Below are 16,037 nucleotides of genomic sequence, written 5' to 3' on the forward strand. Positions count from 1 at the left end.
CACTCTCGCCCACAAGCAGGCTATTATATTTCTGCGCGAAGTAAAAAGCACAACACGCCTGAGTGGACGCAGTTTGTCAGCAAAGTCTCTCAAGTACACCAAAGCTTCTCTATTCACTCGCCTTACAACGGGCCACTTGGGATATCCAGCACGACGATTGATGACACCGCGCTGCTCGAGCTCGAACGTAGCTTCCGTCGATCAAGCAAGCGACTGGGCAGCCGACTGAATCATTACCCTCACACTCAAGGCGACCCGTCATTGTGTGATGCTTTGAGCGTTCATTTTTCAAAGTTGGGAATTCATATCAACCCTCAAGACCTTGTCATTACATCTGGCTGTATGCCTGCGATTAAGGCTGCCCTTGAAGCATGTACCCAAGTTGGCGATGCTATCGCGATCAGCTCTCCATGCTTTAGTGGGATATTGGATCTACTGGGGAAAATGGGAAGGCGCATTGTTGAGATCCCATCAATCGATGAAGGAATAGATCTCGCGCAACTCGAATTACATTTGCAGCAAGGGAGCGTAAAAGCAGGCATCTTTTGTACGTCACATATGAATCCGCAAGGCATTACTATGTCTGCTCAGCAAAAACAGAAACTTGCCGAGCTTGCCAATCGTTACCAAGTACCGATGATCGAAGACGACGTATATTTAGAGCTCTCATATTCAGAACACACTCCGTTACCTGCCAAGTATTATGATTCAAATGGCTACATACTCTGGTGCGGTTCGATCTCTAAAAGCCTATCGCCAAGTTATCGTTTAGGTTGGTGTCTACCGGGTCGCTATACAGACAACTATCGCCAACAACACTCGGCATCTTGCTTTGGTGTATCACTGCCTATTCAACTAGCAGTGGCTGACTTTATTGAATCGGGTAACTACGCCAAGCAGTTAAAGCGCCGTAGAACGAAACTACTTAGTTTACGGCAGTCTTATCTCAACTATTTATCCGAGCGTTTGCCAATCGGGGTTAACATAAGCCAACCGCAAGGAGGAATGGTACTGTGGTTACAAGTCCCAAAACTCAACCTCGAAAAATTCACGGCGTTGATTGAGAAACATAAAATCGATATTCGATTGGGCCAGCTATTTAGCACGCTACCACTCTACAATGATTGTTTTAGGATCAATATTGGTTTCGACCTAACTGAAGATGTGAAAAGGGAAATAGACTTATTAGCGGATGCGATTAGAGATTCGTTTTAACGACCAAACTCGTTAAGAAATTTGGGTAGTCAATAAAAAATGGGCAGACAATTCGCCCATTTACAAACCTCGGAAAACAATAAGCCTTGATCAATCTCTAACAAGGTTTTGGACATAAGTGAGTCAGACTTACCTCTGACTCGTTACTCTTGCTTAAAATTGTTAAAGGCATAGCTTACTTAAACCCTAGTCGTGAAGCTTCGCACCTTTGACAACTTTATCCACTATTTTTTTCTCCGCACACATAGCAATCCCGACTAAAGGCAAGCTTTCCGTATCATAGTATCGAACGGTACTTCGATTCGCTTCATCATGACCTGTCGCGAACATGTCTTCGATGAATATTGCGGTTTCAATATTTGCGCGATTAGCGCGTTGGATAAAAGTAGTCAACTTATTTCTCTTCACTTTTAGTACGATTGTTGGCTGAATACAAAGCGGTAAGTAGGTGTTGTCACTCCCATCTACATATCGTTCACCAGTCTCAACCGCTGATGTCGAAGTGATACCACCAGACAAAAAACTAACAACATTCAATTTCTGCCAGATTGGTAAATCCTCTGCCACAACAATGACAAACTTAGAATTAAATTGCATGTAACCTCTTATTCATCAGAACACTAAATCAATGACAGGTGGTACACCCATCTTTAAACCAACAAACAGCAACAACACTGCCATTAGTTTGTTCATTACAGCTAGATAGTTAGTTTCGTTTATCTTTTTGCCAATTAGGCGTCCAGCAATGTAGTAAGCAGTAGGAGCACCAAATGCAAGTAGTGCCAAAATAGCGCACCATACATAGATATATCCGCCTGTAATACCTGCTGATGGAAATTGAACCGTGGCAATAGGCAATGCAACCGTAATGCCTTTGGGATTGAGAAGCTGAAGCATCAACCCGTCTTGCAGACTCATGCTTTGGCTTAGCTCTGATTCAACTTTACCTACTTGGCTTAAGAATATTTTGTATGCCAACCAAAGAATGTAGATAGCGCCCAGTATTGCTGTCCACCGTAAGAAAGCATCATTCATTAATGCCTCACCAATCAGCGAAACAGTACCGAATAATGCAAACATGGCGATTGAGACACCGAGACTAAAGCCAAATATTGAACTTTGTTTCTGTATACCACTGTTTAAACAGATAGCATTGACTGGCCCGGGGGTATACATAACCCCTAGAGCATAAATAATTATGTCCAGCATAGTTTTTATCTTTTAGTAGATGCTCTAGTTGAAGCTAAAGCGAGAGTTGTTTTTGGTATTGAATCGGCGTGATGCCAAACGTGTTCTTAAAGTGACGGTTAAGATGGCTTAAGTCGGAAAAACCGTACTTAAAAGCAAGATTCGCAGCATTGTCACCTAGCTCTAACTCGCGTTTTACACGGTTGATTTTATAGCTAAGTACATACTGATGTGGCGTCATGCCAAACTGTTTGCTAAACAGTCGAATGAAATGATATTTAGACATATTGGCGGCACTTGAAATCTCTTCAATGTCTATCTTTCGATTGAGGTTGAAGTGAATAAACTCCTTTGCTCGCTCTAAGAGCGTCTCTGTTCGCCCATGAGCCACTTTCTCAATAAACGAACCGCCGCCTAGACGAACTATCGAATGGGCAATGCCTAGTAAGAGGTGTTCTTCCTCTAATGAAGAAATTGGTTGTTGTGAGTTCATAGAACGTGAAAAAGACATGACCTGTCGTTGCAAAACCGCATCATAAAAGGATGCCTCTCTCAGCCGAGACTGATCCTTAGATACATTACCTATGCTTCGCATCAGGCTCATCATTATCGAATCAGGTATGTAGAGCATTTCATACTCCATATCTTTTCCATCTCCAGCATGCCCATCATGAACCTGCTCTGGACTAAAAAAGATCACGTTTCCTGCCTGACTTTTATGAAAAGCGCCATTGCTAAAAAAATCCTGTCGTCCACGGCAAGTTACACCAATACTGAATTCTTCATGCGCATGCTTACCGTAGCTAAAGTCTTTCATCTTTGCTGAAAATGAACACAACCCTAGTGTGTGCGCACTTTGTTGATAGCTAAATTTTTCGTGCATCCTGACCGACTCAATCTACATAGTGGAACCATAGTGAAAGTATAGGTAGCAAGTGATAGTGAAGATAGAACAAAATTGCTAAATGCATAGCAGTTACTTTTAGCTCTCTAGCAAACTTTGGGGCAAAAGTAAGTTCATTACGCAGGTTGCGTAATGGATTTGTAACGCTAAATGGGGCAGTTCTGAGCTAGCCAATGGTAGAGAAATCAAGAGGCAAGACAGATGGCATACCTTGCCTTATTATTGGCTTCAATTTAAAAATTAAAATCAGTAGTTCTTATTACGCATCTCGACTACGTTTAACCATTCACCATCTTCTTTTTCCCAGATAGAAGTGTACTTTTGGATTTCTAATTTTTGACCCGGCATCTGAAATTTCACAAGACCGATAGCCCACGCCATTGTACCGTCTTTGCTAACGTGTGCTTCCGCTGGCTCGTAAGATAGATAAACACCCATTTCGCCAATAAATTGTTTGAACATCGCGACTTGCTGATCACGACCTTGCAGAATCCCTCCTTCTTCTAGCAATATGATACCGTGCTCGTGCAGTGATTCTCCTAGCTCGTCGTATACTCCTGCCATTAGCTGTTGACACAGTTTGCGCTCCAACGCCATGATTTCACGAGTTTCCGCGGTATCCTCGTAGCGAGGGGTTCGGATTTTCTCTACACCAGTCACCACACAGTGTTCGTCTGTCATTCCATCTAACCATTGCTTTTCTATGTCATTTGCTAATGCTGATGGTGCAATAAAAGCAGATACAAGAGCTACTGATGTGAATAGTGTTTTTAATGCTTTCATGATTTATATGTTCCTGATTATCTTTACTTTAAATGTTAATGCGACTTATTGGTTCATGTTTCTAATTTCAGCAACAACTTTCCATTTTCCGTCTTCTTTTGCCCAGACGCTGACATACTTTCCATATTCAACATTGCCGTTTTCATGAGTGATGGTGATGACACCATGTACCCAACCCATATCATCTGAAGCACTCACGAATGCCTCGGTTGGTTCCCAGAAAAAGCGTGGGAACGCATCGCTTGGGGCCTGTGGTTTACCACCCGTTTCAGCTATTCGTTTGGCAAAAATGTCATCTGCCCTCTCTGCTGCACTGCCGGGGTTAAACATCAACGCATTTTTTGCATGTAGCTCTCTTAGCCAAACAAAGTCTTTAGACATTGCTTTGTAATAAGACTCTCTTTCCAGTTCCATTAAAGTTTCAATGCTGTTCATATGTATTTCTCTTTGCTTTAATTACTTACTAGTAAGTAAGTAGAAAATTTAAAATAAAACCCACATCAAGTAGGTTTAAAATTAGTACTGGTTTATTGTTTGATCAAATTGAGTTTGATTTGCTCCATTAACGCATCAAACGCAGCTTCACCATTCATTCGCGCGCTCATCGTCGCGATTTGTAGCAAGTTGACAATAACCAAAGCTTGAGCTTTCGATTCACCTCTAAAAGTCATTGAACCTTCTTCTAACCCCTTTGCTAATACATTGGTCAGAAAGGCGACATCTTGCGCAAATACTTCTTTAATCTGCTTTTGCATACTTTCAGGAATCACATTGTGCTCAACCTGTAACGTCACAGCCAAGCAGCCTTTACCTTCCTCTAGAGTGACTTCACGAATAAGGCGAATGTAGTGCTCAAGCTGCTCCCAAGCTGGGCGTTTTGTGCTTTCAACCATGGCGTGAACCGCCAACGTTTTATCGAGATAATCATCCAAAACCGCATTACCCAGCAGTTCTTTAGTGCGGTAATGGTTGTGAATAGCCGCTTTTGACATACCAAGTTCTGAGGAAATGTCTTGATAGCTAAACGCACTAAAAACGCGCTTCTGTAAAAGCTCAGAGGCAATATCAACAATTTTCTGTTTAGTATTCGACATGATTCATCGCTAAATTGGGTTTGAACAGAATATTACTTACCAGTAGGTAAGTGGTCAAGGGCTATTTTTGATCCTCCCATTTATTTACCTTTATCTTGAGATTGAAAGTGATACAAAAGGCCATTACCATGCTTACCAATTAGTAAGTAAGAGTACCGTAATGTCAGAAATCAAAGTCACACCTTGGAACCCTTTCACGGGGTGTCGGAAGATATCGCCAGCCTGTGATAACTGTTACGCAGAGCCATTGGCTATGAAGCTTCAGCACTGGGGAACGAAAGGCTATGAGAACGGTTTTAAGTTTACAATCCATGATGATCGCATCGCTCAAGCCCCACCGTTAAGCCGTAAAAAGCCCACGCTCTACTTTATCAACAATATGAGTGATAGCTTTCATGAGCACGCGAGTGATGAGGTTTTGGAGGAAATTTTAGAGGTCGTGAAGCAAGCACACTGGCATAACTTTTATATGTTGACCAAACGAAGTAAACGCATGAGAGTGTTTTTTGAGACGCGCGCTGTCCCTGACAACTTATGGCTCGGCGTAACAGTGGAAAACAAAAAGCATGGCTTACCAAGAATTCGTGATCTCCAAGCAATCAAAGCCGCCAACAAGCACTTATGCTGCGAACCTCTACTTGAAGAGCTTGGCAATATTGACCTAGAAGGAGTTCGCTTTGTTGTAGGTGGAGGTGAGAGTGCAATGAAGGCTAGAAGAGCAGAGCTTAACTGGGTGTTATCATTAAAAGAGCAATGCGATAAACAACAGGTGCATTTTTACTGGAAATCTTGGGGAACTTTTGATGGAGAAGGCATCCGAAAAGGTAATAGGCAAAGTGGAAATCTGATTAATGGTGTGGAATACAAATCAATCCCCGAAAATCTTATGCCAAATAAAAATACACACTCACAACAGTCTAGCCAGCTTTCTCTATTTGATTGAATCTTACTTTCTCGCTAAGAGCATTGTGGCGCTTGCACTTTATGAGCATGCGAACAGAAGTAAAAAGCCACCGGCAAGCGTAACCGGTAACTATCGAGAACGTTCTATAAACAGTTGAGTCGTCAGTAAGTAGCCAAATTACTTTTTCATAAACTGAGACATGATGGCAAAATCTGACGTTAATTTACCAACAGCATCCGCTTTGGCAAAAATGGACTTGTAGCCATTCAAGACCGAGTCATCCAAGCCTTTATCCTGCATAACCGATTCTAGGTGATGCATTGCGCCATAGTGGGTTGCGACGGTCGCAAGGCTCTCTTGGTCACCCTCAATTCTTCCAGTCGCATTACGTGCAATAAAATCATCAACCATAAACTGCACTACAGGGCCCGAGCTTTTCCAAAATTCACCCAAGACATTCAGGTCTACACCCTCAGCTTCACAGACAGCAACGGCATGGGCTGCGCCAAACAAGGCTCCCCACATCATACTCAGAGACGACACATCAATCGCATTTGCACTGCCAATCTCACTGCCAACATGAATGGCAGAGCCAAGTGCAGCTAAAGTAGGCTGTACTTGCTCAAATAGTTCAGGATCACCCGAGATGACGATTGCCGCTTCTTGTGTGCCAATTAAATCTGGCGTTGCTAGGATCGCACCATCTAAGTAAGTTGCGCCTAATTCCTCCCCCCATTGCTTTGCTTCCCTTGCTTCTTTGGGTGCTCCGGATGCAAGCTCAACAATCGTCTTTCCTTTAAGAAGTTCTGCCGTTTTGCTTATATTGAGCACTGCTTGGGTTGTTTTGTTATCGCGGAGGTTGCTAATAATGATGTCTACATCACTGAGAGCTTGCTCAACACTATCCACTACTTTTGCGCCAAACTCAGTAAGTGGTAGCGCTTTCTCTTTAGTACGGTTCCAAACGGTAACATCGTGCTTATTAGCAAGCAGTGACTTGATTAATGCAGAGCCCATTAAGCCTGCACCTAAAACCATTACTTTCATTCTTTATAAATACCTTGTTTCATTTCCTATTTGATGCCCACATTCGCAGGCATCTCATGTATTTGTTGATGGTGTGAATTAGAGTTCGAAATGTTTCAGTGCCGCTTGTGCCACTTCTCTACCAAACTCTTGAACAAAGTGACCCGCTTCTGGTACTTCCATTGGTGCTGGGCAGCCTTTGATTACCGTTTGCATCCAACCCATGATTGCTGGACCTAGCATTTTGTCTTTCATACCAACAGCCATAAAGGTTTCACCATCCCATTCTCCCCAAAAGCCCATTGCAGCGGTTGAGGTTTCAATTGTGGTTTCGTCTGGGTTTGAGACCATTTTCGGCATTTTGCGAACAGCAGCTTGATAAGTGCTATCCACGAAAGGGGCTGCATAAGCTTGCGCTTCTTGCTCATCAAGCGTCGGTGCATATTTTTTCATGAAACCATCAAGAGCCAATTCATCTGGTTCTAGAATATCTTTCTTCCACTCAGAGAAGGCTTCTTGCTCAGTTGGTCCCATCAGCAGTGCAGTATTCATGATAATCAAGCGCTTAAATCGTTCTTTCATTGCTTGAGGAAGCGTTAAACCAAGCAGACCACCCCAGTCTTGAACAACCAGAGTGATGTTATGGAGATCAAGGTGTTCAATCAGCGCTAATAGGTAGTTGCGATGAAACTCAAAAGTATGCGTATCTTCTGACACAGGCTTGTCTGACTTACCAAAGCCAATGAGATCAGGTGCAATAACACGAGCACCAGTATCGGCAAAGACTGGGATCATTTTACGGTACAAGTAGCTCCAAGTTGGCTCGCCGTGTAGCAACAGAAATACTTCATCAGATCCGGCATTGCCTTCATCCAAATAGTGACCTCGAATGTTTTCATATCCCTTTAAACCTTCAACATAGTTAGGTGTGAATGGATAGTCCTTTAGATTTTCAAACTGAGAGTCTGGGGTGCGAAGTACTTGTGCCATGTTTTTTCTCCTATTAATTTAGGTCACTCGACCTAGTGATTGCAAATTTAGGTCATGAGACCTAAAATGTCAATGCAAAATTAAATTAGATTGAAAAAACGTAGTCACTACCAACACGCTTAGGCAAAGAAATGGCAAAAAGATCCGAAAAAACAGACAAGATTTTAGATGTCGCCCTTGAAATCCTTCGAGTAGAAGGCGACTTTGGCGTCACAATGAGAAAGGTGGCGAACAATGCCGATATGTCACTGAGTAATGTACAGTACTACTTCAAAAATAAAGATGTGCTTTTAATGGCAATGGTAGATCGCTATATCCAGCAATGTTTAGATGAGCTTAAAGAATTCTCGGCAGTCGAGCGTGAAGAAGAGTTAAAACCATTGCTATCAATGCTTCTCTCCCATGTATATGAAGTGTCAGATATGTGCCGTGTGTTTAGAGAATACTGGGCTATTTCCACTCGAAATGAAGCGATTGAAAATCATATTCTCGATTACTACCGCTCGATGCTAGATGTGATGGCGGAAAATCTACGTCCAATCGCATTAAACGATGATTGCTTGAAACAAGCTCTATCCGTCTTGATCCCGTTTGTAGAAGGCTATTCAATTACAGCAAGAGCACTGCCCAATGGATTAGTTCCAACGGTAGATGTTTTAGAGAATGTTCTTTTACAAAGTTTGAACGGTAAGATTACTGGATAGGTGCATCAACAATATGGAATGCACTTTTTGTAACGGTTGAAAGGTGCTTTCTAAAACGTTTTGGGGCAGAAGTGTTTTAGCTTACCAGCCCCATATTGAGCGATGTGAAGGCATAAATATCAGCAGCAAGAACAATAGTTTTACTCAGCGACACTCCTACACCATGGTTCGCATTGACATTAATACGAATCATAACGGGCGCAGGCCTTGAGGCTTGTCTTTAAATTAACGATACAAAGACTTAGTCGATTCTCTAAAAAGCAAATCAATCGGTGGTAGTCGCGCTTCATGTCTTTCACCTGAAAGTAAATTCAAAATAGACTGAGCACACATCTCTCCAATCTCTTCAATCGGCTGTCTCAAGGTCGTTAATGCTGGCGTGAAATATTTCGACGTTGGCAAGTCATCAAAGCCTAATACTGACACATCTTCTGGCACTTTGTAGCCGTGAGCGTTGAGTGCCTTAGTCGCCCCATAAGCCGTTTGATCATTGGCAGGCATCGACAACATCATCAACTGGATAAAAGGCAGTGCAGACGCGTTTCCACCAGGGCTGACTCATGTTCAGCTAATAAAGGACTGAAGTCGCCAAAATTCACCGCCATAAACTAGCATCTGCCCCTTCCATTCAAAAACTACATGTTGCGCAGAACACGTCTGCGCCTGTAAATGTAATTGCACGATGTCTGTAAGTGAGCAGATGCATGAGTACCCACTTAACAGGCAACACTCGGTCACACATTGTTTGCTTAGATAAACACTCGCGCTCGAATGCCAAATACCCATGCACTGCTCTCGTTAGAGAAGGCGGGATCCTTTATGTATTGAATATCTGGCGTAATCTGTAGGTGATCGCCAAACTGCATGTTGTAGTAAAGTTCTGCCGCTACTTGGTCTTCGCCAGCATTCAAGAAAGTCTGTAACGTGTCGCTGTTTGTTTCAGACCAGTTCACCGCAAAACCTAAGTTGTTCTTTGGCTGACCCAAACCAAAATAGCCTAAACCGACTGAAAGTGATTTGTCGTATAAAGCGACATCCCCTTCAGACAAGCCACCTCGCACGAACGGCATAATTTGTGGTGTAACGAACTGACTCCAAGAGAAGTTGATACCTTGCCCCGATTCACCTCCAACGACAGTGCCATCAGACAACACCGTCGAAGACAAGCTGTGTCTTGAGCCTGAATCCATGTGCCAAAGGGTTACATGAAAATTATCGGTATAAATCTGCTCTTGGGATGCTGTCCAACCCAACTCTAATGTTGTGAATAAGGTGGTGTCGTTAAACAGAGTGTCGAAGCCTTCAAAGATATCGTCAGACTTACCTTTCGCATCAGCAATACCACCAACAACATAGAAATTATCCCCTATCATGTGCCCAGCAGACAGAGCCAAAATACCATCATCTGGTAGTCCCATTGCACCCGACCCCGTCGAGAACGCGAGATTGGTAAAACCAGACCAAGGGCTTGCTAATGCGTAAACATCAACATAGTTGGTCACGTCTTGCCAGCCGACAATAATGGTGCCTTTACCATCGTTGATTTTCTGTTTCCAGTTTAAGTCCGTGACACGAAAGCCTTGATCACTGAAAGCGGGTGCGATCATACCTGCGTATCCAATTTGATCTTGACCTAGCCAAGCAAACTCCTTAGGAGAGGTGTCGGTATAAGCATAACGATGTTCCACCTTCCATACTAAGCTACCACTACTATTTGAGTCATCACCAGTAAGATGCCAAGAACCATAGACACGTGCGACACCCGAGGCTGCACTCACCGAGTCACCTGTGGTTCCATCCGAAGACTGAACCCTTAAAGAAAAATAGTCCGCACCAAACGTAAAACCATCTGCTGCCAAAGATTCGCGCCAGTCGAGCTGCTCGGATTTTTGTTGAGCAATGGTGTTTTCTACTGAATCAGGGCTTTCGAAATTAGCCGCAAAGCTAGATGATGCGGCCAAAGCAGCTACAATCGCCAAGTTTAAAGTCGACAATTTCCTATTCATTTAACTCTCTCTTTTTATCTCGTTATCTATCGGTCAGTTTAGAAAGTCACGCTTTTAAATATGTGCATAACACGACAGCAAGAGCGGGTATCACTTTGTGTGTTACTCCTGTTATCTAACCCAACGCTTGTTTAAGAAGGTAAGTACATCATATTTAATAAGTGTGAGAGGAAATGGCCACTTGATGACATTAAGTGAACTTTCCGTTTGAAGATGAGATATTTTGGATTTTTATCGACTTATCAATCCTTTGCTATCACACTAAGAAAGGTATTAATCAAATCACATAATAACGAAGGCGTAACCTACTCCATGACGCTAAAAGAGATCCTTCAAGTTCGCAATGTCCGCTACTTCCTCATGTTTAGAAGTAGTTACTTCGCTCGCTTTTACTATCCCGTATTTACACTACTCTACTTAGATTACGGCCTAACTCTGTCTCAATTCGCCATGCTTAACGTGGTGTGGGCGGCGACCATTGTGCTTGCCGAAGTCCCATCGGGTGCATTTGCAGATACGCTTGGGCGTAAAAAGCTGGTGGTGCTGTCATCGCTCGTCATGTTTATCGAGATCGCCATGATCGCCTTCGTGCCGACGGGAAATCCAAGTCTCGTGTTTGTTGTGTTTTTAATAAACCGGGTATTGAGTGGGCTCGCGATGGCACTTGCGAGTGGCGCCGATGAAGCCTTGGCTTATGACACCTTAAAGGAGCAAGGTCATGAAGACTTGTGGCCTAGAGTGCTGCAAATCCAACTAAGAATCGCTTCAACGGTCGGCATTTTTGTCACCCTAGTTGGCGCGGCAATGTACGACGTTAACTTTATGACTAGTGTTTATCAGGTTCTTGGGTTCGACGCTCCCCAGAACACCCAAGATATTATGCGTATTCCTGTTTACGCTACGCTCATCGTCGCCCTGATCGCAATCTATGCAGCATTCAGCATGGAAGAAGAGAAAAAATCTGTGCCACAAGGTAGCAACAAGCTAACCAGCACAATCGAAAGCATGAAGCTTACATTGAATACAGGTAAATGGGTATTATCGACCCCATACGTGCTATTTATCATGCTCTACTACAGCTTATTCGAACATACATCTCGCATGTTCTTGACCATGAACAGCCAATATTACACGGCCATTGATATCCCTATTATCTATTTTGGTTTAATTGGTGCTGGCGTGAGTCTGCTTAAAATCATCATGGCGGGTCAAAGTCGACGATTAGCCGAAAGCATGGCACCTAAGGCGTTCATTTTGATCATGGGTGTAGCCAGTATGGCGACTTACTATTGGATCAGCTTAGGTTGGTCTATCTATGGTGTGATTCCAGCGTTGGTGCTGATCTTCATTATCATGACGATGAACATATTCATCAGTTACCATCTTAACAAACAGACCGAATCTCATAACCGAGCGACCGTTCTTAGTTTCAAAGGGCTAATGTTTAACGTGGGTTACGGTTTAATTGGTGTTCTCTACGCCTACTATTACAAGCTCCTGTCTAAGAACTACACTAACGAAGAGATAGAGCAGCACATAGACTTCATCGCGTCGCTCTCATCGTTTTTCTACTACTTTACCTTCCTATTCATCGCCATTAGCGTCGCCTTCTATCTAAAAGACAGGAAGCAAGCCATTTTTTAAAACGCTTGTTCAACGGCAGTGTCTATGTCTTCCACTCGCAAATACTAGGCACTGCCGGCATCTAAATGCAAATTGTACTTAAGTTACTCAGGCAAGCGCAGCTCAATCTGCTTCAATAGCTCTTGGATACCCTTCTTATCATAGGTTTGCTTTGTTTTAGGTTGACTACTTTTGCGGACGATTAATTCCACGGGTATGCGAGTTTGCTTGAATTGAGTTGGCGTGTTTGTCGGATGGTCCTTCAAATCAACCGCTTGGATGACACACTGTTCGCCAATGGCTGTGAAGTCTTGCTTGACTGTCGTTAGAGGTGGATTGAAATACGCACTATCGGTGATGCCATCAAACCCAACAACCGCGACCTGATCGGGTACCTTGATGTTAAACTCATCCAAAGCACGCAACACGCCAAGCGCCATTTGATCACTCGCGACAACCACGGCATCAAAACTCAGCTGTTTACCAATCGCTTCACTGATTGCAAGGTAACCACTTTGTGCTTGCCAATCTCCTCGGTAGCAATCGATGGCTTTCGTTTCTGATGCATCGATTTCCGCTAGCCACGATTGCAGACGAATATTGGCCGCTGTTGACGCCTCTGGGCCCGCAACCAATAAGAACTGACTTCGTCCTGTCTCTACCAGATGCTTGACCACTTCAGAAGCCCCAATAGCATGCTCACCATGAACAAAATGCACTGGAGTACCATCAGGCACGTCGATAAAAATCAGATGTAAGCTTGGAAACTGCTCTGCCAATACCATAGCATCGTCTTTGCTAAGCGGTACGTTGAGAATAATGCAGTCAACCTGCTGAGCAATAAGCTCTCTCATCGCACCTTGAATACTGGATAAGCTAGGTTCGGAAACAACGGAAAAAGCAGTACCAAAATTCAATTCGTGCGCTTTTCTTCTTACACCATTGGCGATAAGTGCGGCGCCATGCAAAGCCATATCTAATGTCACTAGGCCAATATTGGTCGATTTCGCTCGACTCAACATCTGCGCTCCCTTATTGGGTACATAACCTAGCTGCTTGATCGCCTTATTCACTTTAATACGAGTAGATTCAGCAACGCTGTCTGACCCATTCGTCACTCGAGATACAGTTTGGGTCGATACACCTGCCAGTTTTGCTACATCTTTAAAAGTTACATTCATCGTCTTTTCTAATGCTCTTTGCTGTCTTAGTCCAACTCTAACAGATGGCGTTCAACAATAACGTCGCACGCCTCTCAAAATGTTTGCGAAAACATTAATTTTTGTTCCCGAAAACAGTCGATCTAGACCTAATTTAGGCAATTTCAAGGCCGCTTTAGATCACACTTAAGCGGCATTTAAGTTCTAAAAGCCATAGATAGGCGCAATATATAATTCAGAAAACATGTTCACGCAAACAAATAGCAGAGCGAGCAAATAATGAGTGAGTTTGTCCATTTACAAAGCAAAAATCACAGCTTGATTATCAAAACTGACCGAGTGCCAGAGATCCTTCATTGGGGCGCCAAAATTGCGCAGATAGACGAAGACCTATTGCTTTCAACAGAGCGCCCGATCTCCCAAGCTCGTTTAGATGTCGATGTTCCTTTGTCTCTGTGTCCTGAACTGGGTAGCGGTCACTTTAACGCGCCGGGCATTGAAGGCCATCGCGACGGCTACGATTGGGCACCTGTATTCAAACTGGCATCGACTCAAGTTGAAGCAAACCAAGTGACATTTGGTATGGTTGATGATGTTGCGAATCTTGAACTGACTGTTGAGCTTAAATTGAACTTCGATACTGATGTTGTTCAGAAACGAATTCGTGTTAAAAACCTCGGCGACAGTAAATATTATCTTGGCAAACTCTCTTCTACTTTGCCTTTGCCAAACCACGCCAACGAGTTAATGACTTTTCACGGCCGTTGGTGTCACGAGTTCCAAACACAGCGACAACGCTTTGAGCATGGCGGCTTCATGCAGGAAAACCGTCGCGGGCGTACTTCCCATGAAAACTTCCCAGGCCTGTTCGTGGGCACGAATGGGTTCAGTGAACAGCTCGGTCAAGTATGGGGTTTCCACCTTGGTTGGAGTGGTAACCACCAAATGCGTGCCGATGTACGCAGTGACGGTCGCCGTTTTGTTCAAGCTGGTGAGCTTTTACTGGCTGGTGAATCGATCCTTGAAGCTCAAGGTGAATACCAAACGCCATGGCTGTATGGGTGTTACAGCAACACTGGCTTGAACGGTATTTCTCAACGCTTCCAACAATTTGTTCGCGATAACATTGTTAAGTTCCCTGTAAACAAGCCTCGCCCTGTACACCTAAACACATGGGAAGGCATTTACTTCGACCACAAGCCTGAATACATCATGCAAATGGCAACAGAAGCGGCCGAAATGGGTGTAGAACGCTTCATCATTGATGATGGCTGGTTCATTGGTCGTGACGGTGAACGAGCAGCTTTAGGTGATTGGTATTTAGATGAAAAGAAATACCCTAATGGTTTAGAACCGGTGATCAATCATGTGAACCAACAAGGTATGGAGTTTGGTCTTTGGGTAGAACCTGAGATGGTAAGCCAAAATTCCAACCTGTATCGCAACCACCCTAATTGGGTTCTGGGACTACAAGGTTACCACCAGCCTTCTGGTCGCTGGCAATATGTACTCGACCTACAGAATGAAGATTGCTTCAACTATCTGTTTGAGCGCCTAAATGACCTACTCACACGCTACAACATTACTTACTTGAAGTGGGATATGAACCGTGAGCTGGTTCAGCCTGGCCATCAGGGTCGCCCAGCTGTACATGGTCAAACGCAAGCGCTATATCATCTTGTCGATGAGCTAAACAGAGCACACCCAGAAGTGGAAATTGAATCGTGCTCTTCAGGCGGTGGCCGTATCGACTTTGAAATTCTTAAACGCACCCAACGTTTCTGGGCATCAGATTGTAATGATGCGTTAGAGCGTCAAGCCATTCAAAAAGGCATGAGCTACTTCTTCCCACCTGAAGTGATGGGCGCGCACATCGGCCCTGCAGAGTGTCACTCAACAAATCGTCGTCATGGCATAAACATGCGTGGTGTTACCGCATTGGGTGGTCACATGGGTGTAGAGCTTGATCCGGTGAAAGAATCAAAAGAAGAGAAAGAGGCATTTTCTCGCTATATCGCGCTTCATAAAGAATATCGTCACCTTCTTCATGGCGGCCGCAGTTTCCGTATCGACGCGGCAGACAAAAACCAAAACATTTACGGCGTCGAGAGTGACGATGAAATGTTGATCACTGTGTGTCAATTAGCAATGCCAGATCATGCACTGCCATCACCACTAAGAATCAGCTGCGCAGATATCAATGCCAAGTATCAAGTGAAGTTAGTCGAGATGCCTCAAACCAGTTTCCAACTCATGAAGCAACGTCCTAAATGGCTTGATAAAACGCTCACACTCAGTGGCGACAACCTGAAAGAGATCGGCGTGACGTTGCCAATTCTCGACCCCGAATCAGCACTGATAGTACACCTACAAAAAATCTAATTCGTCGTCAGTCATAAGAAAACATCGGGCAAAGGCGGTTGTGAAAATCATCACGACG

Annotated in this window: 15 protein-coding genes and 1 pseudogene; 5 read left to right on the plus strand and 11 right to left on the minus strand. The window is 43.8% G+C overall.

Annotated features, from left to right (window positions below; genetic code table 11):
- Window positions 1-1,215: aminotransferase-like domain-containing protein (locus tag AC6R05_RS05670; protein ID WP_500646823.1), on the plus strand; the 1,215-nt coding region annotated here is incomplete at its 5' end.
- A gap of 186 nt (window positions 1,216-1,401) precedes the next feature.
- Here AC6R05_RS05670 and AC6R05_RS05675 read toward each other — a convergent pair.
- The 6 genes from AC6R05_RS05675 to AC6R05_RS05700 form a co-directional block, all read right to left on the minus strand.
- Window positions 1,402-1,812 (minus strand): DUF2000 family protein, encoded by a 411-nt coding sequence (locus AC6R05_RS05675; RefSeq protein WP_500646824.1) that lies wholly within the window; start codon window positions 1,810-1,812, stop codon window positions 1,402-1,404.
- A 15-nt stretch (window positions 1,813-1,827) separates the two neighbouring features.
- On the minus strand, window positions 1,828-2,424 hold the full coding sequence (locus AC6R05_RS05680; RefSeq protein WP_500646825.1) for a LysE family translocator: 597 nt from the start codon (window positions 2,422-2,424) through the stop codon (window positions 1,828-1,830).
- Window positions 2,425-2,458: 34 nt separating this feature from the next.
- Entirely contained in the window at window positions 2,459-3,286 is an 828-nt protein-coding gene (locus AC6R05_RS05685) for a helix-turn-helix transcriptional regulator (protein WP_500646826.1), read from the minus strand.
- 267 nt (window positions 3,287-3,553) lie between these two features.
- Window positions 3,554-4,090 (minus strand): nuclear transport factor 2 family protein, encoded by a 537-nt coding sequence (locus AC6R05_RS05690; RefSeq protein ID WP_285352586.1) that lies wholly within the window; start codon window positions 4,088-4,090, stop codon window positions 3,554-3,556.
- Window positions 4,091-4,135: 45 nt separating this feature from the next.
- Window positions 4,136-4,525 carry a nuclear transport factor 2 family protein gene (locus tag AC6R05_RS05695; protein WP_500646827.1) on the minus strand — a complete coding sequence of 130 codons (390 nt, stop codon included), beginning with the start codon at window positions 4,523-4,525 and terminating at the stop codon, window positions 4,136-4,138.
- Between the two features lie 92 nt (window positions 4,526-4,617).
- Complete coding sequence (locus AC6R05_RS05700) at window positions 4,618-5,184, minus strand: TetR/AcrR family transcriptional regulator (protein WP_500646828.1); 567 nt, start codon at window positions 5,182-5,184, stop codon at window positions 4,618-4,620.
- Between the two features lie 160 nt (window positions 5,185-5,344).
- Between AC6R05_RS05700 and AC6R05_RS05705 the strand changes: the two genes are divergently transcribed.
- On the plus strand, window positions 5,345-6,127 hold the full coding sequence (locus AC6R05_RS05705) for a DUF5131 family protein (protein WP_500646829.1): 783 nt from the start codon (window positions 5,345-5,347) through the stop codon (window positions 6,125-6,127).
- 138 nt (window positions 6,128-6,265) lie between these two features.
- Here the strand turns inward: AC6R05_RS05705 and AC6R05_RS05710 are convergent, their stop codons facing one another.
- Together AC6R05_RS05710 and AC6R05_RS05715 are read right to left on the minus strand one after the other, a co-directional pair.
- Window positions 6,266-7,135, minus strand: a complete 870-nt coding sequence (locus tag AC6R05_RS05710; protein WP_500646830.1) for an NAD(P)-dependent oxidoreductase — start codon at window positions 7,133-7,135, stop codon at window positions 6,266-6,268.
- 78 nt (window positions 7,136-7,213) lie between these two features.
- Window positions 7,214-8,104, minus strand: a complete 891-nt coding sequence (locus AC6R05_RS05715) for a haloalkane dehalogenase (RefSeq protein ID WP_500646831.1) — start codon at window positions 8,102-8,104, stop codon at window positions 7,214-7,216.
- Between the two features lie 131 nt (window positions 8,105-8,235).
- Between AC6R05_RS05715 and AC6R05_RS05720 the strand changes: the two genes are divergently transcribed.
- A complete protein-coding gene (locus AC6R05_RS05720; RefSeq protein WP_500646832.1) occupies window positions 8,236-8,808 on the plus strand; it encodes a TetR/AcrR family transcriptional regulator in 573 nt (190 codons plus the stop codon).
- A gap of 225 nt (window positions 8,809-9,033) precedes the next feature.
- Here the strand turns inward: AC6R05_RS05720 and AC6R05_RS05725 are convergent.
- Together AC6R05_RS05725 and AC6R05_RS05730 are read right to left on the minus strand one after the other, a co-directional pair.
- Window positions 9,034-9,303 (minus strand): annotated as a pseudogene (locus AC6R05_RS05725) (substrate-binding domain-containing protein); the annotation flags it as partial.
- Window positions 9,304-9,557: 254 nt separating this feature from the next.
- Window positions 9,558-10,814: a carbohydrate porin gene (locus AC6R05_RS05730; protein ID WP_500646833.1), complete on the minus strand. Its 1,257-nt coding sequence runs from the start codon at window positions 10,812-10,814 to the stop codon at window positions 9,558-9,560.
- A gap of 312 nt (window positions 10,815-11,126) precedes the next feature.
- On the opposite strand from AC6R05_RS05730, the gene AC6R05_RS05735 reads away from it, so the two are divergent.
- Window positions 11,127-12,458, plus strand: a complete 1,332-nt coding sequence (locus tag AC6R05_RS05735) for an MFS transporter (RefSeq protein ID WP_500646834.1) — start codon at window positions 11,127-11,129, stop codon at window positions 12,456-12,458.
- A gap of 83 nt (window positions 12,459-12,541) precedes the next feature.
- On the opposite strand, the gene AC6R05_RS05740 is transcribed toward AC6R05_RS05735, so the two are convergent.
- Window positions 12,542-13,618: a LacI family DNA-binding transcriptional regulator gene (locus AC6R05_RS05740; protein WP_500646835.1), complete on the minus strand. Its 1,077-nt coding sequence runs from the start codon at window positions 13,616-13,618 to the stop codon at window positions 12,542-12,544.
- 258 nt (window positions 13,619-13,876) lie between these two features.
- On the opposite strand from AC6R05_RS05740, the gene AC6R05_RS05745 reads away from it, so the two are divergent.
- On the plus strand, window positions 13,877-15,979 hold the full coding sequence (locus tag AC6R05_RS05745; RefSeq protein ID WP_500646836.1) for an alpha-galactosidase: 2,103 nt from the start codon (window positions 13,877-13,879) through the stop codon (window positions 15,977-15,979).
- The last annotated feature ends 58 nt before the right edge of the window (window positions 15,980-16,037 follow it).

This window comes from Vibrio sp. R11-SG3-ISO9 (assembly GCF_059834255.1).